Genomic DNA, 24,577 nt, shown 5'->3' with positions numbered 1-24,577 from the left:
TATCCAGGGAGCGATTCCAATCGAATTAAGGAAGCCATAGGCTTCATCGAATCCCTTAACGAGCGATTCCCATCAACATTTCCGCCTTAACCCGCCTCTTTTTCCCGCAAATGCTGACCAAACGTCAACAAATTCGCCGGAAAATCGTCTTTCAGCGTACAAAAGGCGGAAAATGTTGACCTTTCGCACACTTTTGCTGTGAAAATCTGATTTTCTGCCTAAAAAGTTGCTTTTTCGTCAACATCCCCGTCTTGAGACGGTGTTGCTCTTCGCCGCGATTGCCTAAAATGCAACGTAGACGACTTAAAATGCCAATGGTCGGAGTTACCTTGTCTAAAATGCAATGTGGAACCGACATCACCTTCATATACGCAACCGGCTTTCCTTCGCTGCACGAAAGCACGAAAGCCGCATCCCGAAAGGAGCTTTTCATGAAACCGATCGTAAGAGAACATATCCAGCAGCTTGACGTCTCGCTCGGAGGCGGGATCGTCAGCGAGAAAATCCGCGTCGATACCATCGACAACCCGATGCTGATCATCGGTCTGGGCGGCACGGGCATCGACGCGCTGCTGCGCCTCAAATACCAGATCAACCGCCGCTTCAAACTGCCGGAAGATCCCGTTTCGAAAAAGAAAATGGAGAAACCGTCCAACGTCGAATTCCTCGCGTTCGAGACGAACGAGCAGGATCGCGGCAAGCGCTACAAAGGCATCGGGCTCGATCCGATCAACGAATTCGTGCTGCTCGCCAACGCCGAGATCGGCGGACTGCTGCAAAACCGCAGCATCCTGGAACCGTACATCACCGAATGGCTGTCGCCGGAACTGAGCATCACCGACGGCATGAACGGCGCGGCCGGCGTGCGCCAGGCGGGACGCCTGCTTTTGTTCACCAAGATCAACCAAGTGGTGCAGGCGATCGACAAAAAGATCAAAACACTGTCGGTCGGCACCAACAAAAAACTGACCGTGTTCCTCCTGACCGGCCTGTCGGGCGGCACGGGCAGCGGCTCGTTCCTGGATATCTCGTACATCATCCGCGGTCTGGTCGAGCGCGATCACGGCTCGGCCGGCGTCGACCGTCTCAATATGCTGGGCTACCTGTTCACGCCGGACGTCAATTTGTCGAACAAAAGCCTCAGCGAACATACGCGCGAATACGTCCGCAAAAACGGCTACGCCGCGCTCAAAGAATTGGATTACTGGATGAACGTCGACGCGCGCAATGAGCGGTTCAAGCAGCAGTACGGCAGCATCCTGACCGTCAACTCGCCGCTGCCGCCTTTTAACCTGTGCCATCTGATTTCCGCGACCAACACCGAAGGCAAGCTGCTGGAGAACGCGTACGATTACTGCATGAACGTCACGGCGGAAAATATCACGAACTTCATGGCGAGCGAAGAAAAAGCATCCGGCGAAGAGTTCGCGATCCACGACTATATCAGCAATATCCGCACGAATATCGCGCAGATGACCAAGGCGTATCCGGCGAACTACGATTACAACATCATCGGCGCGTCTTCGGCGGTGCTTCCGATCGAGGAAATGACGACTTACCTCGCGTACCGCCTGTTCCAGAAGATGGAGAAGATGTTCCAGCACGCGCCGAACCAGGAAGAGATCGAGCGCTTCGCACAGAAGCTGATGCTCGACCCGGATTCCATGCTCAAAACGTTCGAGTCGCGGGTGCCGGAACCGATTCCGGGCTACCAGAACAGCGAGCGTCTCAACTACGCCAACGTGATCAAAATGCAGAACGTGAGCATGGACGCGGAGCTGGAGCAGACGTTCCTGACGCGGGCGCGCGAAGAATACATCAAGATGAAAAAGCAGCTGCCGGGCGAAATGCTGGAGCGTTTTTCCGAACAGATCCGCCGCGCGTTCCTGAGTCCCGAGCAAGGTCCGTTCTACGTATCGCGCCTCATTTATACGGAAAAAGGCTTCTCCCTGCTCAAAATGCTGCAGGCGTACATCGAGAACCTGCGCGAGTCGCTGCTGCGGATTCCGCGCGATATCGAAGCGGCGGAAGAGCAGGCGAACGAACGCCTGGGCGACGCGAAAAGCGCCCTGATCTCCCGCGACAAAAAGAAAAACGCTTATATCGAAGCCAAAATGAACGAATACTGGCTGCGGGCGGATATCGAACGCACGGAGCAGATGATCGAGTTCTACGAAGACTTCTACGAGCTGCTGAACCGGGAGAACAACCGCATTTACGGCGTGTTTACCGAGATTCTGAACGCGCTCAGCTCCATTTTCGAACGCAATGGCGAGATCTTGACGCGCGGCGACGAGCAGGTGGACCACAAAGGCAACAAAACGTACTACTGGAACGTGGTCAGCGTGCCGGACATTTCCAAAGTCGTGGGCAGCATCATGGAAAAACGCGACGTCGACGACCTGATCCGCGATTTCTCGCAGGAACTGATCGACCACTCCGACCGCTGGATCAAAGAGCAGGAAGTGGATATCGTCGGTTCGATCTCGGACTTCCTGACCAGCAAATTCGGCGATCTGATCACGCAGTCGATGGAAGATTTCCTGCGCATGAAGTTCGGCGAAGACGAGTCGATCGAGAAGTTCGTCGAGCGCAATATCGCGGGCAAGCTGGACGAAGAAGCGATTCCGGTGTTCCATTTGAGCAACAGCTCGGGCAATCTGCATTTCCCTTCGTGGGGCTTCGTATCCGTTCCTGTTCAAGCGCCGGGCATCCTCAAAGGTATCCGCAACTATCAGGAGAACGCGATCGGCAAATCGAACTTCACGGTCAAAGAAAGCCAGGTCAAAAACCGGATTTTCTGGCTCAACACGCGCAACGGGGTGCCGCTGTTCGTTTATACGCCGCTCAAAGTGTATGAAGAAAACTACGAACGTACCATTCTCGGCAAAGAAGGCGTCGGACGCCATCTGGTGCAATCGGAACGCGACAACTGGACGTATCTGCCGTCGCCGATTCCGCAGCAGTCGTGGGGCGACGTGTACGATAACGGCCGGGTCAAAGATTACAACGCGCGTATCAGAAACGAGTTCGACCGGGCGCGGGGCTTCGGCGTCATCATCGAAAAAGACGCGGACCAAACGACGAGCAGCCGCTATTCCGTCGTGACGACGAAAGCCTTCGACCTGTTCGCGGCACTGTCCGGTTTCGATATGCAGCTGCAAAGCGCCAAGCCGAACCTGGGCGAAGTGAAGCGCGCGTATGCCGAGCTGAAGCGTCTGCTGGCCGAAGGCATCGACCGCGAGTCGACGAAGGACATTTTCGGCAGCATTAACGAAGAATTGGCGAAAGAAAACCTGATCCGTTCGCCGGAGCAAATCCGCCGCGTGCGCGCGGAGTTGGCGAAGTACGAGCAGATTCAGGCGAAGATCGCCGAGCTGGAGTCGCTGCTGTCGCAGCATGCCGGCGAAGAGCAGCTGCTGGACCAATACATCGAAGCGCTCTACACCGAGACGATCGTCAAAAAAGGTGCGCTGTACGTGTACGATCGCGAAGAGGACGAAGAAAGCTGGGAGCCGTTCGTCAATCTGATGAAGAGCCGCAGCTATCCGCACTTCGAGATTTATAAAGTGTTCCGCACCCTGGGAGACCGTGAGCGTCAAATGCTGCTGCGCAAAGCTTCCCGCCGCTCGAACGAGCTGACGGCGTCGGAAGACGTGTCGCTGCTGGTCGGCAAGCTGGACGAGCTGTACACGACGTTCCTCGAAGCGCGTCAACAGCTGGAGTACGAGCGGATGGAGCTGGTCAACGGCGAAGAAGCGTACCGGTTCTATCAAGAAACGGCGGCCAAGCTGAACGAGCTGCGCAAAAGGTTGAAATAATATGAACGAGCTGCTGGAGCAATTCGCCGCCGCGTATGCGGCAAGGGAAGAAGAGCTGCCCGGCTTCGCGGAAGGGAGAAGCGGCCTGCATTATCCGGCCGCTTTCCTGTTCATCGGGGACCGCGCGGCCGAAGCGGCCGTATCGCTGACGGAACTGAACGCGCGCAAATACGACAATGCGGCAGGGATCGCGTATTTCCATGTTGCCACGAACGGGCTGTCGGAGGATGCTTTGGACCGCCACCCTCAGGCCGTGCGTTTTCGCTGGGATGCGTTCGGGTCGCGGAGCACGGAGGAAAATACGCTGCGGCGCGATACGCACCGCGCGTTCGTCCATTCGCAAGCCGATCATCTGTACGAACTGAACCGCGACCTGCGCAGATCCAGCCGGATGCTGTCGGAAAGCGGCCGGTTGTTCGCGTCATTCGATCGATTGCATTTGTCGGTGGTCGTGCATGCCGACGACGTCATGAACGTGCTGACGCCGGAGATTTCGCTGCTGGCGGGCGCTGTGTTCGGCCAATCGTTCAAATCGGTGCAGACCGATCTGTACGTGCTCGTCAGCGATCAGGAGCAGTCGGATTCGTTCGGCTATTCGAGCTCGGTCGGCGTCTCGTTCCTGCGGGAGCTGGATCTGATGCAGCGGCCGGAATACGCGTTTTCCGCGCCTTTGCAGGTGACGGAGAATCGGCTGAAGATCGACGTGAACCACGCGCCTTCGCCGCTGTTCGACCTGGTGTACATCCTGTCCGACAAAAACGAACGGGGCATCGCCGCGCCGGGCGGCCTGCGCGGCGCGTACGAGATTATCTGCCACGCGCATCTGCTCAAAAACCGCCGCCGTGACGCGGGCACGGCCGCTTCGATCGCCGGAACTGCGGACGAGCAGCCGCTGGAAGGACTCAAAACGGGCGCCGGACAGTACAACAATTCGGCGTTCAAAAGCGGATTGTCCGGCGAATCCGGCCGCCGGGGGTTGGCTTCGGGCGGATTCGCGCGGGTTACGCGGCCGGACCGTTCGATCGCGCTGGCGGTGCTGTACCAGTTCGCGCGCGGGTTGAACCGCCGCATGCGGGACATTCCGGACACGCCTGCCGCCGAGCAGTTGGCGAAGCTTGAACTCGACCGCGTGCATATGCGCGGCCGGGCCGAGCGCCTGGCGCCGGACGAAGGCAAGTTGGAGGACATGAACGGCATCATGAGTTCGTCCGTTTCGTATTCGTCGATTCGGCGGATGTCGTTGGCGGAAGCCGAGGAGACGCTGTTCGGGAAAGCCGCGGAAAGCTTTTTCCGCGGCAATTTCGAAGGCGAAGCGCAGCGGTATCTGGGCGAAGCCGATATCGGCCGCGGGCTGCGCGAGTACGCTTCGCGGGCCGCGGCGGAAGACGCGCGGCACGGGCTGTACCGGATCGCGGCCTGGAGCGATCCGTCGGAATCCGCTCAAGCGGCGCCGTCGGCGCTGCTTGAGCGGATGCGCGAAGCGATGCTGGAGCGGGACGGAGCGCGGGAAGAGCTGGATGCGCTGTACGGCGGGATCGTCGAAGACCAGCCGTTCAAAAAGGCGCTGCTGCGCGACAGTCAGAACGTGCGCAACTTCGTGCGGTACTTTTTCGAGCAGGTATACGGCTTGAAACTGCGTATTTTGCGGCTGGATATGGAGATCGAGATGTATCGGCGGTACGAGGATGCGCTGGTTGAGCTGCATAGTCAGTACAAAGCGACCATTCGTCGCGTGGAGCAGCTCGAAGAGCGGCTGCGCCGCGCCGCGGAATACAGCGCGCGGAGCGCGGACGATTATATCGGGCAGAATCTGATGCCGTACTATGAACGCGTCGTCGATGCGGTCATGCGCGACGCCGAAGACCGTCGCGGACGGGATTACTATTTCGAAGAGCGCAGGCTCGGCGATCTGGCCGCGCTGGTGTCGGAGCGTCCGGAGGACGCTTACGGAACCGGGGGCGGTTCGGCCGGGAGCGGTTCGGGATCAGGCGGAGCGCCGGGAGCATCCGGCTTGCCGGCGCCGAGCTACGGACGGGGAATCCTGTCCGGCATCAGCGAAGCCGGACTTTCGGCGATGCACGCCGGGGAGCGGCGCCTGCTTCAGCGGCTGCAAGAATTATGCGTACGCGAAATTCTGGGCGCGGAGCCGCTCGCGCAGACGTACGAGCAGGAACTGCTGCGCCGCGCGAACGTCGCCGTGGAATACGAGAACCGCGAGACAATGACGAAGGAAGACCTGTTCCGTATTCTGTACCGCAAGCTGGAAGAACGCGCGTCGATCACGCTGCGGCTGTTCGACTACACGCAGGAACACCGCCACGAAGAAAAGTATTTCTTCGGCGACGGCAACGGCGAGTTCATGCGCTACGCGCTGAACGAGGAAGAGACGTCGCGGATCTACCGCGTCGGCTACGTTCATGAACGCCGCAGCGACGGCGTGGAGAAGCTGAACCTGATGGGCGGCTTCCATATCGAAGACCTGATGTACTACCGTAACGGGCGCGTGTATTACGACGCTTATGTGAAAGCGGGATATTTGTTCCACGCGATCGACGCGGGCAGTTTGCCGGAGATTTGACGCCATTTCGATTTGAAAGATTTTCGGTGGTTTTTGCCAAGTCGTGTGCGTAAACTCCGATGGCAACAAAAGATGCACGTCGCCCAAGTTTGCGTACGCCTTCAATAGTTTCGATAGATTGGACATGTACCGCCGACAGATGTTCCTCTCGTCGGAGAGCTGTCGGTGCTACCATGTTTCGTTTCAAAAAATAACTGTACATATCCAGTTATTTCGGATCCGAGCCAAGTCGAGAGCAGATTACCTGCATAAATCCAGTTATTTGAGGCGATGGAAGGCTGTAAGCATCCGAATTTGCGAAATAACTGGAGATATGCATGTATTGCGAATGAAAAGAAGGTTCGGCGCGGAAATAACGGGATTTATGCAGTTATTTTGGAATAGGGAACAAGGAAATTAGCGAGCGGGGGTTGGCTTGGCAGAGTGGTTGTGACGAAGGGGTTTAAAGAGAGAAAGGGGAGTGAGCAAGGATGCAGCGAAAAATCAATCTGCTCCTTCTGCTGCTGGCTTTGGTCGGCGGCGCGGTCGGTTTCGGCATCGGGGAATGGCTGCTGAACCGCTATGAGGGAGAGATGTCCGGCATTTTGCTGGTCGGCATTTACTTCGGCGTGCTGGCTTTGTGCATCGGGCTAGGCTGCCTGGCGGCGGAGACGATTTCGCCGAAGCTTAACGGACGGTCTTGGAAAGAGCGGTATTCGGGCTTTTCGTGGAAAATGCTCGTTCCGGTCACGCTGGCGGCTTTTCTGGCGTTGGGCGCGTTGTTCGAGTTCGTGTACGAGTTGGATCTGGGCGGCGTGAAGAAGATCAACGATATCGTGTTGGTCATCGACAATTCGGGCAGCATGACGGATACCGATCCGCAGAATGAACGTTTTACCGCAGCCAAAGAACTGATCGGCCGAATGGATGCGGATAAGCGGGTTGCCGTATTTACGTTCGACGATGTCCCCCAGCTGGTTCAGCCGCTCACCCGGATAACGAGCGACAACGAAAAGCAGCAGATTTACGCCAAGATCGACGCGATTCGAACGACGGAGTTTTCGACCGACATCGATCAGGCGCTGACGGGAACGATGGAGCATATCCGCGATCAAGGCGACTCCGACAGCGGGGCCATGGTCATTTTGTTATCCGACGGGATTACCGACGTGAATTTGGATAACGTGTTGTCTTCGTACCAAAGCGAACGAGTGCCGATCAATGCGATCGGCCTCGGAAAAGGTCTCGTCATCGAAGCGGAAGACGGATTCCAACTGCTGCAAAACGTAGCGGAACGTACGGGGGGAACGTACACCGACGTAGCCAACGCCGACCAAATTTCCCTGGCCTTCCAGGACATTTACCGCAACTTGGACGACCATACGCTGCTTACCGAACGCACGGGAGCACCGGCAGCAAGTACTTACCTTCAAATTTTGCATATCGCGCTCATTCTCCTGATCGGAGCCGCTCTAGGCATCGCGCTCGGGGTCATGTTCGATAACCGCTTCCTGGCCAAAAGCTTCGGGATCGGCGGCGCGGTAGCGGGGCTTGCGGCCGGCTTGATTCTGGAGTTCGGTTTGCAGGGCGACGCGCTCGGCGATTCGACGGTCCGATTGCTCGCGGATCTGGCGCTGGCGACCATCATCGCGCTGTTCACGTTGATCATTCCGATTCGCGAACAGCAGCGGAAAGAACGCGGACGCAGAGGCAAAGGCGTCGCTGCGACCAACCCTTCCGCGGGCCTCGGCAATCGTCCGGGAGATCGCAGCAGCGGTTTTTAAAAAGATATTTTCGATTAAATAGCTTCGTTGTCCTCTAAGGAGATGTCGGATTCATGGACTTCCGCCTCGCTCCGGTTAACCGTTTAATGGGAAGGGTAAAGATATTGCGAGTGATTAAATAGCATACTATCTAAATCCAAGCCGAGAGGAAGAATTCCATGACATCATCTACCGAACATGCTTTTGACGTCCTGTTTATCGGAAGCGGCCAGGCCGCCTGGAACGCTGCCCTGCCTTTGACCAAAGCCGGAAAAAAAGTCGCCATCGTCGAGCGCCACAAGATCGCGGGCGTCTGCACCAGCTACGGCTGCAACCCGAAAATCATTTTGGACAGTCCGATCAAAACGATCGAAGACGCGCAGTTGTACGGCGGGAAAGGAATGGAGAGCTCATTCTCGCTCGATTGGTCGAAGCTGATGGAGCACAAAAATTCCATTCTCGATCCGCTGCCGGATTTCTTGGGCAAAATGCTGAGCGACGCGGGCGTCGCGATCGTGCACGGCGAAGCGAAATTCGAAGACGCGCGCACGGTCGTCGTGAACGGCGAACGCTATACGGCGGAAAAGTTCGTCGTTGCGGCCGGACAGCGCCCGATGCTGCCGGAGATCCCGGGCAGCGAGCTGCTGAAAACGAGCGACGACTTCCTGTACCTGCCGGAGCTGCCGAAGCGGATCGTGCTGATCGGGGCAGGTTACGTGGCGATGGAGATCGCGTCGATCGCTTCCAAAGCCGGTTCTGAGGTCGAAGTCGTGCAAAATTCGGATCATGTCCTCTCGGGATTCCATCAGCCTTATGCCGAAGCGTTGATCGAAAAAATGAAAGGCGACGGCGTCGTGTTCCATTTCGAAGATAAAGCCGTTCGTTTGGAGCAGCAGGGCGAAGAGTTCGTGCTGTTCACGGAAAAAGGGCTGTCGCTGAAGACCGATCTGGTCATCAACGCTACCGGCCGCATTCCCAATACGGACGGCATCGGCCTGGAAGCGGCGGGCGTCGAGTATACGGAAAAAGGCATCGTCGTCGACGAGTATCTGCGCACGTCCCAGCCGCATATTTACGCGAGCGGCGACGTTTTGGATAAAAAGCAGCCGCGTCTGACGCCGACTTCCGTGTTCGAAGCGAAATATTTGGGCGCTCTTCTGTCAGGCATGACCGACGCGCCGATCGATTATCCGCCGATCGCCACGATCGCCTTCACGCTGCCGCGCATCGCGCAGATCGGCATATCGCCGGAAGAAGCGAAGCAGTCGGAAGGTTATAAGGTGAAACCGGTCGAACTCGGCAAACAGTGGGATTTCGTAGGCCGGGGAGACACGGATGCGCACATGACGCTGGTATTCGACGGCGAAGGCCTGCTGGTCGGCGCTTCGGCTTACAGCCGCGAAGCGTTGGACGTGATCAACGCGCTGACGCCGGTCATCACGCTGAAGTTGACCGCCGAGCAGGCGGATCGCCTGGTGTACGCGTTCCCTTCGTTCGAATCGACGATCGCGGGATTGCTGCGTCAGGGACAGGCGGAGTAACGGCGGCCTAGCGGAATCTTACATGTAACTTGATCAAGCTACTATGTTGAAAACTATCAGCTTAAAAAAAGTTCGGGAGGCAGCCGATGCAAGGAAGAAACGTCGGCTGCCTTTTTGCCGTATATTTTTTTCGTCTCCTTGTTTTATCCATATGACTGGGCTTCGGACGGGGGAATGCAGGAGACGGCTGTGTTATAATGAAGGAAGTTATGAAGCTTGACGAACGATTGGACGAAAGGGGACATCCGCGATGCGGTTTATCGAAGCGGGACCGGATTCGCCGGTCATCCGCGAGCTGACTCGCCGGGTAAACGGCGACGTCTGCACGCTTCAGTGGCAGTGGCCGGCCGGCACCGACTCGGTGTACATCGGGCGCCGCGCGCTGGATGCCGAGCACGATCTGACATCGGACGCGGAATCCGTGACCTTCGGACCGGACGGAGGGTTCGATGCGTCCGGCCTGAAGCTCTATACGCGGGAAGAGTACAAGACGGCGGGCGGTTATCGGGACCGTTTGAACGGGATCGGGCGTTACGTTTATATGGTGTATGCGGCCATGCCGGGCTCCGGCGATCCGGTGCTGATCCGCCAGCCGGACGGCTCGAACATCGTGGAGACGCCTGCCGGGCGGGCCAAGATCCGGTATGCGATTCGGGAAAAGAAGCCTTTGTTCCGCGCATTCAAGACGGTCAAGATCGAGATTTCCTGCGAAGTGCCGCTGGCGGAAGACGTGCTTTGCTACGTGAAAAAAAGCGGCTCTCACCCGACCGGACCGCAGGACGGGACGATGTACCCGTTCGCCGCGCCGTTTCCGGCAGGGCGTACCGGCTTGCCGGAAATCGAGGTCGGGAAGAACGATTACGTGCGGGTGTTTTTTACGGACGGGAAAAAGTACGGGCGGCTGTACGAGCTGCTGCCCGAGTGATGAGTGACGAACAGATAAAAGAATGTGGCTGCGCCACTCGGAAGCAAGCTTTTTGCCCATGGGGGTTAAAGCCTGCTTGCGATCTAGAAGGAGGAAAAGGGGAATGAGCTTTTTCAACCTATTCAAAAGAAAGCCTCAAGAAGAACCCAGACCGTTGTTTTACGATATCGTCTGTCCGTATTGCTTCAGCAAATTTTCGCCGGAGGAAGTCGTGTTCCGCGCTTCGCACCACCGCGAGGACGACGAGGATTTTGCTTTGCGCGAGGATGCGCCGTTGAACCGGTACCGGGAGCGCTTCGGACTCGACACGGTTTACGATATGGAAGCGATCCTGCAGCCGCAGGATATTTTGCCGGAACATCGTACATACACGGATAACGTGCTGACCGCGCTGACGGACCGCTACGGCGAGACCACGCGCAGACGCCTGTGCCCGCACTGCCATAACGAGCTGCCGGTGACGGCAGGCAAGGTGCCGAGCAACATCATCTCGATCGTGGGCGCGTCGCAGGTCGGCAAGTCCGTCTACATGACGTCGCTGATCCATACGCTTCAGCAGACGACGGCGGACCGGTTCGACGCGGCCTGCATGCCGCTGAACGCGGAGATCAGCCGCAAATTCCGCATGAACTACGAAGAACCGTTGTTCGAGCGCGGCGACCTGCTGGCTTCTACGCAGAAGGAACGGATGCAGGAACCGTTCATTTTCCAATTCGTGTTCAAAGACGAGAAAAAGCCGCCGCTCACGCTCGTATTTTTCGACGTGGCGGGCGAGGGCATGGTGGACGAAGAGTATCTGAATCTGCACGGCCGCCATATCCGCAACTCCGCAGGCATCCTGTTCATGGTCGATCCGCTTCAGATCCGTTCGATCCGCGAGCGGATCCGCATCATGCTGGGCGACAAGCCGGGCGAATGGACCAACCGCTACGACGAACCGCGCGACGTGGTATTGACCATGTTCAGCGACTTCATTTCGCATCAGGAAAAAGGCAAAACGGATATCCCGACGGCCGTTGTGCTGACCAAAAGCGATATGCTGCGCGCTTTGGCCGACGAGGACGGGGATTATATTCGCCCGAACAGCAACGTTTTCAACAATATGGAGCACCACGATTACTTCGACCTGACCGAATTCTCCAATATCGACGGGGAAGTTCGGCGCTTTATCGAAAAAGTCGACCGTCCGTTTAAAGGCACGATGGACGTCTACTTCAACGAGACCGGCTATTTCGCGGTATCGGCGCTCGGCAGCAATCCGGTCGACCAGAAAATCCAGGGCGTCGTCAGTCCGATCCGGGTCGACGAACCGTTTATCTGGCTGCTGCATAAACTTAACTATATCGAGGGGAGAGAATAACACGTGAGTCCTTTCTCCTCCAAAAAAATCGGACAGCAAATGTATACGAGAGCGCGGAGCGGCATTTTCCGGGATACCGAAGGGTACGATACGATCTCGCGCTCGCAAGGACTGGACGATTCGTTCGTGAAAAAGACGCTGCATCCGCTCTGCACCTACGATGCGCCGGCCGAACTGACCGCATCGGGCGTGAAGGAAGAGTCTGCGTACCCGGATGCCGTGCATCTGGTACAGCTTGAGAACGGCGATGTCGTGCTGGGACGCAGTCTGTACAAGTCGGTGGATTTCGCGGGACTGCGCAGCACCTTTTTTACCCATAACTATGTGATTCCGGTCGAAAAAGCGGATGCGTTGGCGCACGAATACATGAACTTCCTGTATGCGGATTACGTCTCGGAAAACAACGAACCGACCGATGAAGCGCCGCGCGATACGGTGCTGCCCGAGCTGGACGAGCTTCCGATGCGAACGCGGCTGCCGCAGCCGAAGACCGGACCGGACAAGCTCGAAGAGCTGGGGCTGGACGGAGCTTCGTTCAAACGGCTGCTGCTCGCCGTGATGGAATCGATCAACGGGCGCCGCAAAGTGTACGTGACGCTCGACGCGCCGGTCGAAGAGCTGAACGACCGGGCGCTGCGGCTGCTCGAAGTGCTGTATGCGGCGCTGCCGCCGCAATTCCGCCGCCGACTCGGATTCGTGACGTATTCCCGCGAACCGCAGAGCCGCAAAGGCGTTCACCTGACGTTCGTGGAGCAAGGCTCGATGCGTCCGGGCGACCGGAACATCGAAAAAGATTTTCTGTTCGACTTCTCGCGCGGGCGCATCGTCAATGCGGCCGAAGGCGGAAGTTTGCAGGAGTTGGCGGACTTTTTGCTTACCGAGCTGCGCGATCCCCAGCGGTTGGAGCGCTTTTACGCGTTCGCCGACGAAGCGCTGGGCGGCACGCCGGACGAGCTGAACCCGGAGCGTTACCTGGAGCTGTCGCGATTGTTCCGAATCGAGGAAGGCGACGAGACCGTATACGAAAGAGATCGCCGAGGCATCTTGAGATCGCTGCTGGATTGGGCGGGACGTCCGGGCGATTCGCGTCTCAAAGCGCGGATGCTGGACCTGCTCGGCGGGCGTTTCGATTGGGAGCTTCAGGAGGTCATGGCCGGACGCATTCCCGAACCGGAGCTGCTGCGCGATATCGTGGCGTATTTTCGGGTCGGCGGCAAAGGCGCGGGAGCGCTGGTGATGCGTTATCTGCTCACGCTGATGCCGATGGTCACCCGCCAGAAGCGCAAAGACGGCGGCATGGCCTACTACCAAGTGATCGAAAGCGATCCGGAATTAGCCGACATGTTCTTTTCGACGCTCATCGCCAACCGCCAATCGGGAGCGATGCTGTTCGAGCCGTACCTGGACCGGAAAATGGAATCGGCGAACACTGCGGCGGAAGTGGTGCGGATCGTGCAAAAATGGTCCGACGATCATCCGGGGCTGCTGAACAACGAGCATTTCTGCGACGCGTCGCTTCGGGTGCTCGGCAGCAAGCTGCGCCGTTCCGGCGAACCGGTATCGGCGGTTCGCGGCGTGGTGGAGACGCTGCGCGGCGACGGCAATCCGACGGCGGGCCTGATGGACGGAACCGGCGAAGAGCTGATGAAGCATCCGCTGTGCGTGGCGCTGGCCGACGAAGCCGTTCAGTATTTGCTGGACGAATGGGAATGGGAAAAAGTAACGCTGGAACAAGTGACCGGGCTCGGCTTCCTGTTCGAAGGAGAAAGCGAAGCCGACCGCAAAAAGAAAGTCCGCGGTCCCCGCGGAACCGAACGATACGCCGCGCTGCGCGCCGCTTATCTGTGGTTCACGCTGGAGCGTCCCGACGCGAGCCTGCTCGAAGACCTGGCGATCCGCGAAATGGACGAGGTGCAAAAGCTCGGCCGTCGCCTGCTCCCTGCCGAAATCGCGGCTGGGCGCTACAGCCGCCTGATGCCCGCTTTCTCCCGCAGCTTGAGCGGAGGCGGGGAAGACGTCGATTACCGCCGCCTCGTGGATGCGGTTCGCATCAACTCCGCGAAATCAGGCGGCCGCGAATCGGTATACCGTTTCTTCGCGTGGTCGGCTTCGCAGGAGCCTTACGTGCAGGGGCGTAAGCTCGATCCCGCTTATGAAGCCGCTATTTTGCATTACTTCGCGGCTCACGACAAAGAAGCGTTCCGGGACAAAAACAACCGGCGCGATTATTTCGACGGCGCGCCTGCGCCGCTTGCGGCGGTATATCGCAAAGTACAGTCCCAGCAGGCTTCGCCGCTGGTACGCTGGATGCGCAAAAACCGAGGCTTGGCGCTGCTGCTGATGGGCGTGCTTGCTCTCCTGATCGTCGGCGGCGCGACCGTCGGCATTCTGTACGGAACGGGCGTGCTCGGCGGGCAGGAACAGACCGCCCAGACGGCCGATCCCGCGACCGATCCGTCCGGCGAGGCCGATGCGGAACCGCCGGGAACGATCGGGGAGACATTGCCGGGCGAGAGCGAAGGACCCGCGTTTCTGGTGTTTGCTCCTTCGGACGGCAAGACCGTGGAATTCGGTTTTCGCACGGCGGAAGAGCGGGATGCTTTTATCAATACGGCCCATACGCTGACGCTTGAATTGACCGACGGCACGCGGAACAGTTACGACAGTCCGACTTGGGAGCTGGGTGCCGATCCCGAACCAATCGAAGGCGCAACCAGTACCGACGATTCTGCGGACCTATCCTCGGATAACGGAAGCGGCGATACGCCGGCCGGCAGCGATGTCGACGGCAACGACGCGTCCGCTCCGGAAGATAACGCAGCCGCCGGAACCGACGGCGCATCGGGCGCCGACTTGAATGCTGCAGCCGATCCGAACGGCGATTCGGACACGGGGACCGACGGCAACGGCGTGACCGATCCGAGCGCGCCGAACGAAGCGACCGACCCGGCAGCGACCGGAACGGGTAACGGAACCGAAGGCGGCAGTACGGTCGACGACCCGGCTTCTTCGGATTCGACGACGACCGAAGAGACGGAAGGCGCAGGCACGGATACCGACGCTCCGGCAGCGGAGACGGATCAAGCCGAGGCTGACTATCAGTCGGCCGATCCCGCCGAGTACGTGTACAAAGCGGTTTACCGCATCGTGACGCCGTTGGATTCTTCGGTCGAACAGGTAACGCTGGACGACCAGAGCTATGAGATTCGCGAGGAACCGGCAGCTCAATAGTCCATAAGAAAGTCTCTATGAAAACAGCGCGAAGCTGTGGACATAGGGACTTTTTTGTTGTAAAAATTTAGTTCATTCTTTTTCTAAAAATAGCTGACTTGGTTTCTTAACTAAACAAATAGCAGGACTTTTGGTCACTTTGTTTACGAAATGAAATGGTAATTATATGGTTTAAAAGAAAATTAAAATACAATAATCTGTTTTGTCCTGTATAAAGATGTTTATTTACCTTCTGTTTGGTTGAATGAAAAATTTGAATCTCGGACCTTAGTTTCAAATTTGAAATTCAATCGGGATCTAGGAACTAGTCGTTAAGGTCAGTTTGTCGCTTATCAATATGCAGGCAATCCGCTACACAACAGAATTGGAGGAATCTCGCACATGCGCGCAAAACGAAAATGGCTTCTGTCCACTCTGCTGGTATCCTCGCTAGGCGCTCAAGCCATCCCCCATTCGGCTTTGGCCGAACCTGAACCGTCCAAAACGCCGGACGGATCACAGCTTCAAAATGCACAGGCGGCCGCCGATCTTGTCGAAGCTCCGGCCGAAGTAGTCAGCGAAGAAGTCGCCAACCGCACGATGTACAGCAAAGAATACCTGCTCAGCGACAATAGCCGGGAAACGGTATTGTCCGCTGCTCCGCTGCATTATGAAGACGGAAACGGGAATTACCAGGACATTTCTCTTGCTTTGACCTTGGAATCGGTCTTGCCAGAAGCAAAACCGGATAAGGCGCCGGATCTTCCGGCAGCAGACGAACCGCAGCAACCGACCGAAGCTCCGGAAGCACCGAACGCGGATTCCGAAGTCGAACCCACTGCATCCGGCCCGCTCGCGTCGGTGACCTCGCTCGCGCTGTCGAAATCGGCCGCGGCAGGCACGCAAGCACTTGCCGATTCCGTCGATAATAAGCAGCCGGCAGGCGAGGCACCTTCGCCTGCCGCGCCGACCGACGAAACGCCGACTGCACAGCAGCCGGACGAATCGCTTCCTGTTCCCGAGACTCCGTCCGCGGAAGTTCCGGCAGATGAATCTCCGGCTGCACCGGAAGCTCCGACTCAGGAAGAAACGCCTGCCGAGCCCGGGGCGCCGTCCGAAGAAGCGCCTCCGGCTGAAAAGCCTGCTGCTGCCGATCCTTCCGAACCGGGCTATACCTCATCTACCGTACCTTACACGCCGAGCTTACATAACAGCTACGCACAAGGATTTTCGCTCGGCGTAAACGGTAATTTCATTACCCTTGTTCCGGTCGGCGCGCAAGACGCGCAGGCGGACGTATCGCAAGCTTCCGTCGGAAAATTGGCATACGCGAACGTATGGACGTCCACCGACGCGAATCTGGCACTGACCGCTTCCGGCATCTCGCAAACGCTGAACCTGACCTCGGCCGATGCGCCTTCGACCTTCCGTTTCGCACTGGAAGGACATCTGGGCGAAGATCTTACGGGCGGCGGGTTGTCGCTGACTCCGGCTTGGCTCACCGATGCCGACGGACAGCGTCGCGAAGTCCTTCAAACGCTGAACGAAACAGACGGCGTCCGCTACCTGGACGTCGACATCGATACAAGCGGCTTGTCGTATCCGATCGAAGTGAAGACGGGAATCGAGCTTCAAAGCGAGGTACAGACGGCGACGATCACCGCGCAGGAGACCGGCGCCTTGGGAGAAATGAGCCTGTTTGCGCGTTCCGCGCCGAAACAGCTGGCAAACCGCACGTATCTGCAATTCGACCTGTCCGGTTTGCCGGAAAACGCGGCTGTCCGCGAAGCTTACCTGACGACGGGTACAGGCGGCGAAGCCGGAGATTCCGATACATTGCGCGTGCTGCGTGCGGTAGAGCCTTGGAATGCGGCGACATTGGCCTCCTCTGACGAACCGAGAACGGCTCTGCGCGCCGACGGAGCCAGCTACGGAAAACTGCGCACCGACGCGGACGGCACGCAGCGCATTGATCTCGATCCGGACCTGATCACCCGTTGGTTGACCGAAGAGCAGCCGAATTACGGCGTGCAGATTGACAGCGGCAGCGAGCCGACGTCGTTCGCGGAAGCGCCGCAGCTGCATATCCGCCACGGCGGCGACACCGTCAGCACGCTCAGCGCGGCCGGCACGCCGATGCAGTTCCAATACGTGTACGACGAGCAGAGCCGGCTTCAGTACATCCAGTTCTCGTCGGGCGAACGCATCAATTTCACGTACGATACCAACGGCAACCTGATCCAAAGGCAATACGTACCGGGCTTCTGAACCGACTAATATAAAGAATCGAGGGGAAATCGTTCGTGAAAAAACCATTGTTCAGAATCCTCAATGCCGCGCTCGCCGCAGCTCTGCTGCTGCCGCCTGTCGCCGCGTCCAACCGCGCGCAGGCCGCTCCGGCGGCTTCGGCTAAAGCTTCGACTTCGACCGCTTCGGTCCAGTCGACCGTTTCCGGTCCTTTTAACGACACGGCGACGCCGCTGTCTCTGTACGAAATCGCCGCGAACACGCCTTACAGCGGCGCGACCGAAGGCGAAAACATTTCGGAAGCTACCGGATCGCTGTCTCGCATGGAAACGGACTTCAGCTTGCCGGGAAGAGGCGGTCTGGACTTTACGTTGGGACGCCTGTACGAAAGCAACGAAGCGTATATCGAAGAGCCGAAAATCACCGGTAACGCCGGTTCGTACGCCAACGGCAGCGAATACTACACGTACAACGAACGCACGTCCAATCTGGGCGTAGGCTGGACGTGGGCGATGCCTTCCGTCGAGCTGCGCGGAGACGTCCGGTATCTGCATTTTGCCGACGGAACGGTGTACCAAGTCGAGGCCGGCGGACAAGGATTGGTCGATTATCCGCTTCAAGACGTGACGTTCGGACCTTCCTCCGACAACCTGTCCACGCAAAACGCGGCCGGGCAGACCGTTAACGCTACCGCCGCTTACGCGCTGACCGATACGCTCGGCACGAAAACCTACTTCAATGCCGACGGCCGCTGGATCGGAACGAAAGACGCCTACGGCAACGTCATTCTGGTACAGTACGCGCAGGCCGCCGTCAACGACCTGAACGCCTATCCGCTGATCAGCAAAGTGATCGACACGCTGAACCGCGAGATCGTCTTCTCGTATAAAGCCAATGCCGTGACCGTGACGTACGCGGGCAAATCGCTCGTCTACAACAAAACCTTGATCAGCGGCACCAACAAAAAGCGCACGCTGTCTTCCGTGGTCAACGAAAACGGCGAGGCGACCAGCTATGCTTACGCCAAGCAAGAAACGAACTACGACGCCGTCATCAACGCCGGAGCGGCCGCGGCCAAAGTCGTCTATATGGGGCTGATCCGCACGGCGTATCCGACCGGAGCCAGTACGGCTTACGAATACGGACAAACGGCGAAGCGTCTGGGCGATCAGGGAACGCTGGGCTATTACCGCGTGACCAAGCGCTATGACGAACTGAAAGAAAGCACAACCAAAAAGAAAAACTTCGTGTCTTACGATTATGCGAACGCAACGGACTTCTCCGATCCGGCGCAAACGACCTCCACGGTCAAACGCACCACGATCAGTAATCCGAACGCCGCTTCGAACGTGGCGTCCGTCGAAAAAATCAGCGAAACGACCGTCCTGAACGCAGACCATCTGGCGATCCAGGAAACGCGCCAAAAAGCCGGCGAGTACAAAAAACAGGTCGACACCGTGTACGATCCGGATCAGCAGCTTTCCGTACGGATTACCGAGACCGATACGGATTACACGCAAACGCCGGAAAAAACGGGCAATAAAGTTCACGCTTATACCTACGACAATTACGGCAACGTACTGACGTATACGAACCCGCTCGGCCATATTAGCAGCTACACGTATTCGACGACGTATCCGGGACTTGCGCTGACCGAACGCAATACCGTATCGGGCGTCGTTACCGACGATATCGCGCATACCGCCGACCCGGCGCTGCCGCATATCACGCAAACGGTGCAAAATTACGCGGACGAAAGCGGTCAAGCGAGCTTCCTGCAAATGACGTATCAGTATGATGCGTACGGCAACGTGACGCAGGCCATGCAGCAGCTTGAAAACGACAAAACGCAGCAAACGGATATCGAGTACGGGGCAGCCGTCAAACACGCGTATCCGACTTCTATCAAGCAAAAAGTGACCGAAAACGGCACGCCGAAAACTATCGAAGAACGCTACGAATACGATCTGCCTACGGGACGCGTACTCAAGCACTTCGACGGTAACGCGGTAGCCAAAGGCGCTCCTGCCGGTTCGGACGAAGCTTATGAATACGACAAAGTCGGCCGGATTACCAAAGTGACGCGCCCCGCCGCGGCAGACGGTACGCGCGCCACGTCCACATCTTCATTCTCGTACAATACGATCGGCCAGATCGGCCAGTATTACATCGTCGACGAAGAAGGCAAAGAAAGCAAAGAAACCTACGACGGCCTCGGACGCCCGTCCGCGGTCGAGCTGAAACGCAAGGACAACAATAACAACGTCGCGTTTTACACGCTTCAGTCCAATCATTATAACGATCTGGGCGAGCTGGATTACACGACGGACGGCGAAGGCCATCAAACGAAGTACGAATACGACGCCAACGGGGAGATCAAGGAGACGATCTCGGCAGCGGGGCGCGTAACGGGTTACGGCTACAACAACGTGCTGAACCAGGCGACGACCACAACGGATTACGGTGCAAAAGTGACCGAACAAACCGACGACGTTGGCCGATCCACCGGCACGACACGCACCGACGACAAAGGCAATATCATTACAACAAGCAATCAGTATGAAGTCGGCGGCAATCCGTTTTCGACGAGTACAACCAACGGTAAAGGCGATACCACCGGGTTCACGAACGACGGCCTGCACCGCCTGCAAAACGTGACGCAAAGCACCGGCGGCACATCGCTCAACACGGAATATTCGTATAACAAACAAGGTGCGATGACCGAAAAAGTCTTCCCGGATCGGACGAAGATTACCCTGGGTTACGACGAATTGGGGCGGCGCTTGTCCAAAACGGACTCCGTGCTGGGTCAGGAAACGTACACGTATGACAACAACAGCAACCTCACCGGCGGGACGACGCGGGGCGGAATCAACGTCGTCAACCAATACGATGAACAAAACCGTCTGACCTCATGGACCAGCGGCGACAAGAACGGTTCGTTCACGTATTACAAAAATGGCCTGCGCAAGTCAATGACCGACGAGACGGGTACTACGCAGTACTTCTACACGCTGGACAACAATTTGGAACGCATGGTCTACCCGGACGGCAAGCAGATTTCGTACACGTATTACAAAAACGGAATGCCAAGCACGATGACTGATCCGTTCGGCATGACGACGACGTATTGGTATAACGAAGACAACCAATTGGTGCAGGTGCGTACCGACAATACGACGCAAGCCGAATATGTGTATCGAGACGGAGTGGTAGAATCGGATGAAAACCATCTGAAATCTTCACAGTTGTATCAATTGAAGCTGGGCAACGGCCAGATCACGACGACATACACCAACGACGGGTTCGGACGACTGACCAACCTGCTTCAGTCGGCGGGCGGCTTGACCAAGGCGTTCACGTACGGCTACGATAACGGAGACAACATTACCAGCCGCAGCGACGGCACGACGAGCGGCACGTTCACGTACGACGAACTGGACCGGATCATCACCAGCTCGGAAGGCGCGGAGACGTACACGTACGACGGCAAAGGCAACCGCTTGACGCTGCAATCCAGCATCCAGATGCCGCATAAAGACAACGTGAACTACACGTACAACCAAGCGGAACAGTTGAGCAACGTGACGCGCAACCAAACCTCCGTCAGCTACAAGTACAACGGCGACGGCCTGATGACGGAGCGCAGCATCACGAAAAACGGACAGGCAACCACGACGCGCTACTACTACGATGGCGCGAACATCATCGCCGAAGGCACGGTAGCGGCAGACGGCAGCGTGACGTTCAAAGCCCGCTATGTGCGCGGCGCGCAGTTGATCTATCGCGAAGATGCGAGCAACCAAAAAGCCTATTACCAGCATAACGGCCACGGTGACGTAACCGGACTCGTTAAGGCGGATGGTACTGCGTTGAATACGTATACCTACGACATCTGGGGCAACCCGCTGACTTCGAATGTCCAAGTCGAAAATCCGTTCGGATACTCGGGCGAGTATTGGGATGAAGACACCGGTCTGCAATATCTGAGAAGCCGTTGGTATGATCCGAGCATCGGGCGGTTTATCCAGGAGGATACGTTCGAAGGGCATACAAATCGACCGAGCACTTTAAATCCCTATGTATATGTGGTTAATAATCCACTTGTTCTTATTGATCCAAGCGGACATGATAATAATCGATCTGCTGGTAGTGGAGGAGGAGGCGGAGGTGGCGGAGGTGGCGGAGGTGGCGGTAGGGTAATCCCTGCACCTCAGCCTAGAGGTAACCAACTTAATAGGCAAAGATCCACTGCGCGAACTGACGATAGAACACCTATTCGCGAACAAAACTCAGTGAACAGTACAAATGCTACACCTTCAATTGTTCAATCTAGAGTAAATGTACGCAATGGGAAAGTAGATGAAAACAGTTCTGGGCTTGATTATGCTTTAAGTAAGCATCAGAATTTTACTAAAACAAGTAAATCGCAATTTACGGTATCTCGTGAAGAAATTGTGAATACATTACAATCTAAAACAGTAGTAAATACTCAGGCAATATATGACCCAAGAACAAGCAACTATGTGAGAAAAGTGTTTTTAGATGAAGGTAAAGGTATAGGAAATTTACCGGAGCGATTAGGAGGGACACCTACAAGATTTTTAACTGTAGTCACAGACAAATTTGGAAACCTAGTCAACGCATTTCCAGGCGGTCCAAACTTTGAAGGAGGCGAATGAAATATTCGATATTATTTTTCAATCGAAAAAATTTGAAACTATCGAAATATTGCTTTCAGTTGAGGAAGACGAAAATTATTTGATCCAAAACGATGATCGTTTTGTTATTTTGAATGATTTATCTGATAGCTCTCCTTCAGCATTGAACGCTGAGGATATGGATGATTTCATTGCAGAATTAAATTTACTATCTAATCAAATTGAAGAAGCAGAATCGCTGGAACATTTAGAGAAAATAAAAATATTGGCTCAAAAGTGTAAAGAACTAAAAGGAAGCCACTTAGTCCTTACTCCCTTTAGCATAAGATGATTTTGGAAAAGCAATGGAGGAAATTACTTCATTGCTTTTCTTTTGGAACTTCTGATTCAACTACATAGTCCATGTTGCTAAATCTTTGGAAGCGAACGGAAGCGGAAAATAATAAAGGAAACGATGTGACATTCCAATCGTTGCTCGAAGAAGGTATATAACATGAACATTCTTGATGAACTCCATAAAGAACTGGCAAAATTCTGGTCCTAGGTCGGAATCAAGAACCAAGATGAATACGATCTGGATCAACTCCGTATTGCCGATGTCTGTTTATATTCCGGTTGGGATCATCTTTTACATCTAACCAAGCAAGCGGTAATGATCTTATCTGAAAAACATGAGCATAAAGAATTAATCGAAAAAATTTTATTGGTCCTGGGGCTGGATCACGAGGACGGCGAAATTTTGGAAAAGTGTGAGCAAGAACTTCAGGCCGACGCTGCTTTGAACTTTGTGAAGGACAGCATACGTTACCCTTTTTTCCAAACAAGATGGCAGATCGCGGAGTTTGTACGTCTGAAAAAAGATGTCGTTTTGGACGATTACCTGCCGTTTCTGCTGGAGGATCAAGATCAATACGTGCAACGAAGAGTTTTGTTGGCGATGGCTGAAAGGACTCCGTCTTTGGCTACCGAATGCGCATGTAGAAGGATAACCGATGATGACTTTATGATGCGATTGATTTCGTTGAGAATTTTGGCCGAGCTGGTTTCTTCGCGATTGATCGAAGCGCTTGAGCTATTGTCCGGCGATCCTCACCCGCTTGTTCGGCAAGAAGTCAAAAGCATGAATCAAAAGATTGGAACAAGGATCACAGAATGAAAAGTCGTATCATGTTTTTTTTCGCCTATTATTGCGTGATGTATCAATTAGGAAAAAAGAATACTTGAATAAGTTATTTGAAGGGCGTAGCGAGAAAAAGCATACGTCGCGATGCGCAATTGTTGCCAGATGGACCAAAATCACGGATAACGGATGCGAGCATTTTGCAGCAAGGAGTTCTGGATATTGAAACCCGAATTGCACGCGTTCACGATTGCGCAGGAAAGTTGGGGCGAAGAGGCGGACGACTTTTTGATCCAGATCGAACTGGATATCGGAGCCGTGTCTATGGAGGGGAGCGAGACGTTCATGATCACGGTGGTCAGTCCGACCAGGTTGGAGAAGGCGCTGGAGTTGAATGAGACCGAATTCGGACGCGGCATGCTCATTGCGAGAAACTACAATGTCTCCCGCGTCAGGTCTTCGATCGAAAAAAGGCTTCAAACCTGTTCCGGAGAAACATGGGCGGAAATAGCTTCGAACTTATCGAAGTATTTTCGTTGGGAGTATGACTGATTTTCCGAAAAGTATTTTTTGTCCCGAAAGGCGCTGGAAATATTGAAGGAATCGTTTGAAAAGTTTACGTTCATCACGGAATCGGGCGAAACGTTGGGAACATGCAGCGGAATTTCCGGATGGACAGGGGGACGCGGTTATGGGCCGGACGATGAAGACCTGCCAGTCTCTGCGATCACGCTGCTTGATTTTTTACTTGATCCGTCGTTCGTCAAATACCGCAACCGAACGCGAGTTCAATTGGAAGCGTTGACGATCGAAGTACGTAATCAGGCAGGGCAAGTCTTAAGCGAATTGTACGTTGCGCCTGTCGGCAAAATCGATTGGAAGCAGGAAGAGTTTGAACAAGGCGTTCGGAATCTGGAGATTAAGATGGTTTTCGCGTATGTCGTCTCGGATTCCGTAAGGCAAGTCTGGTCGTTATGGGAAGATTCGCTGCCAATCCGTAAAAACGAATGGATGTCGCTGTCCACGGACTTGCAAAAGGGATGGTTGGACGCGGTGCGCTATCTAGCCAACCGACATACGACAGGAATCGGCCATTCTGCGAAGTTGTTCGAATTGGATCTGCAAGGCGTACAAGACGAAAATACTTTCTTTCTGGCCCTGGGCGAAGCAGTTGTCGGGCCTGCCGGATATTGCGGATGAGATTTGCTTAGTTTGGATGACCTTCTGTGCTGCGAGCCGGGACTCCCGACGCCATTTACGCTGTATACGATGAACGGACAGCATGAGGACATGATCGATTGGCGAAACATTTTTCCAAGCGAAGAACAAGAGTCGGCGCGGCGGTTGAACGATTTGTTTTCGAAGTACGGAA

At 55.8% G+C, this 24,577-nt stretch carries 13 protein-coding genes; all 13 read left to right on the top strand.

Annotated elements, in window-relative coordinates:
- The first annotated feature begins 431 nt into the window (after positions 1-431).
- The 13 genes from HRQ63_RS16480 to HRQ63_RS16420 all read left to right on the top strand — a co-directional run bounded on the left by HRQ63_RS16480 (position 432) and on the right by HRQ63_RS16420 (position 24,405).
- Positions 432-3,821, top strand: coding sequence for a tubulin-like doman-containing protein (locus HRQ63_RS16480; RefSeq protein WP_172245718.1), 3,390 nt, complete (start codon positions 432-434; stop codon positions 3,819-3,821).
- 1 nt (position 3,822) lies between these two features.
- A complete protein-coding gene (locus HRQ63_RS16475; protein WP_172245716.1) occupies positions 3,823-6,399 on the top strand; it encodes a transcription initiation factor TFIID in 2,577 nt (858 codons plus the stop codon).
- A gap of 470 nt (positions 6,400-6,869) precedes the next feature.
- Positions 6,870-8,162, top strand: a complete 1,293-nt coding sequence (locus tag HRQ63_RS16470; RefSeq protein ID WP_172245714.1) for a vWA domain-containing protein — start codon at positions 6,870-6,872, stop codon at positions 8,160-8,162.
- Positions 8,163-8,320: 158 nt separating this feature from the next.
- A complete protein-coding gene (locus tag HRQ63_RS16465) occupies positions 8,321-9,682 on the top strand; it encodes a dihydrolipoyl dehydrogenase family protein (RefSeq protein ID WP_172245712.1) in 1,362 nt (453 codons plus the stop codon).
- Between the two features lie 250 nt (positions 9,683-9,932).
- A complete protein-coding gene (locus tag HRQ63_RS16460; protein WP_172245710.1) occupies positions 9,933-10,607 on the top strand; it encodes a beta-mannanase in 675 nt (224 codons plus the stop codon).
- A gap of 103 nt (positions 10,608-10,710) precedes the next feature.
- Entirely contained in the window at positions 10,711-11,967 is a 1,257-nt protein-coding gene (locus HRQ63_RS16455) for a TRAFAC clade GTPase domain-containing protein (RefSeq protein WP_172245708.1), read from the top strand.
- A 3-nt stretch (positions 11,968-11,970) separates the two neighbouring features.
- Positions 11,971-15,198, top strand: a complete 3,228-nt coding sequence (locus HRQ63_RS16450; protein WP_172245706.1) for a GAP1-N2 domain-containing protein — start codon at positions 11,971-11,973, stop codon at positions 15,196-15,198.
- Between the two features lie 381 nt (positions 15,199-15,579).
- Positions 15,580-17,445, top strand: coding sequence for a DNRLRE domain-containing protein (locus HRQ63_RS16445; protein ID WP_172245704.1), 1,866 nt, complete (start codon positions 15,580-15,582; stop codon positions 17,443-17,445).
- Positions 17,446-17,480: 35 nt separating this feature from the next.
- On the top strand, positions 17,481-22,106 hold the full coding sequence (locus tag HRQ63_RS26285; protein ID WP_172245702.1) for an RHS repeat-associated core domain-containing protein: 4,626 nt from the start codon (positions 17,481-17,483) through the stop codon (positions 22,104-22,106).
- A complete protein-coding gene (locus tag HRQ63_RS16435) occupies positions 22,090-22,416 on the top strand; it encodes a hypothetical protein (RefSeq protein WP_172245700.1) in 327 nt (108 codons plus the stop codon). The genes HRQ63_RS26285 and HRQ63_RS16435 overlap by 17 nt, the downstream gene beginning before the upstream one ends.
- Positions 22,417-22,737: 321 nt before the next feature.
- Positions 22,738-23,241, top strand: coding sequence for a HEAT repeat domain-containing protein (locus HRQ63_RS16430; protein WP_172245698.1), 504 nt, complete (start codon positions 22,738-22,740; stop codon positions 23,239-23,241).
- Positions 23,242-23,427: 186 nt separating this feature from the next.
- Positions 23,428-23,757 carry an Imm8 family immunity protein gene (locus HRQ63_RS16425; RefSeq protein ID WP_172245696.1) on the top strand — a complete coding sequence of 110 codons (330 nt, stop codon included), beginning with the start codon at positions 23,428-23,430 and terminating at the stop codon, positions 23,755-23,757.
- 42 nt (positions 23,758-23,799) lie between these two features.
- Complete coding sequence (locus HRQ63_RS16420; RefSeq protein WP_172245694.1) at positions 23,800-24,405, top strand: hypothetical protein; 606 nt, start codon at positions 23,800-23,802, stop codon at positions 24,403-24,405.
- The last annotated feature ends 172 nt before the right edge of the window (positions 24,406-24,577 follow it).

It is taken from the genome of Saccharibacillus endophyticus, assembly GCF_013185185.1.
In the GTDB taxonomy this organism is placed as follows: Bacteria; Bacillota; Bacilli; order Paenibacillales; family Paenibacillaceae; genus Saccharibacillus; species Saccharibacillus endophyticus.
The sequence above is the reverse complement of the archived record's forward strand: the minus strand, read 5'-3'. Positions and strand labels throughout refer to the sequence as shown.

Bases quoted from the DNA above. Each gene is read 5' to 3' on its own strand.
- HRQ63_RS16480 (WP_172245718.1), top strand. From the start codon at position 432: ATGAAACCGATCGTAAGAGAACATATCCAGCAGCTTGACGTCTCGCTC.
- HRQ63_RS16475 (WP_172245716.1), top strand. From the start codon at position 3,823: ATGAACGAGCTGCTGGAGCAATTCGCCGCCGCGTATGCGGCAAGGGAA.
- HRQ63_RS16470 (WP_172245714.1), top strand. From the start codon at position 6,870: ATGCAGCGAAAAATCAATCTGCTCCTTCTGCTGCTGGCTTTGGTCGGC.
- HRQ63_RS16465 (WP_172245712.1), top strand. From the start codon at position 8,321: ATGACATCATCTACCGAACATGCTTTTGACGTCCTGTTTATCGGAAGC.
- HRQ63_RS16460 (WP_172245710.1), top strand. From the start codon at position 9,933: ATGCGGTTTATCGAAGCGGGACCGGATTCGCCGGTCATCCGCGAGCTG.
- HRQ63_RS16455 (WP_172245708.1), top strand. From the start codon at position 10,711: ATGAGCTTTTTCAACCTATTCAAAAGAAAGCCTCAAGAAGAACCCAGA.
- HRQ63_RS16445 (WP_172245704.1), top strand. From the start codon at position 15,580: ATGCGCGCAAAACGAAAATGGCTTCTGTCCACTCTGCTGGTATCCTCG.
- HRQ63_RS16430 (WP_172245698.1), top strand. From the start codon at position 22,738: ATGATCTTATCTGAAAAACATGAGCATAAAGAATTAATCGAAAAAATT.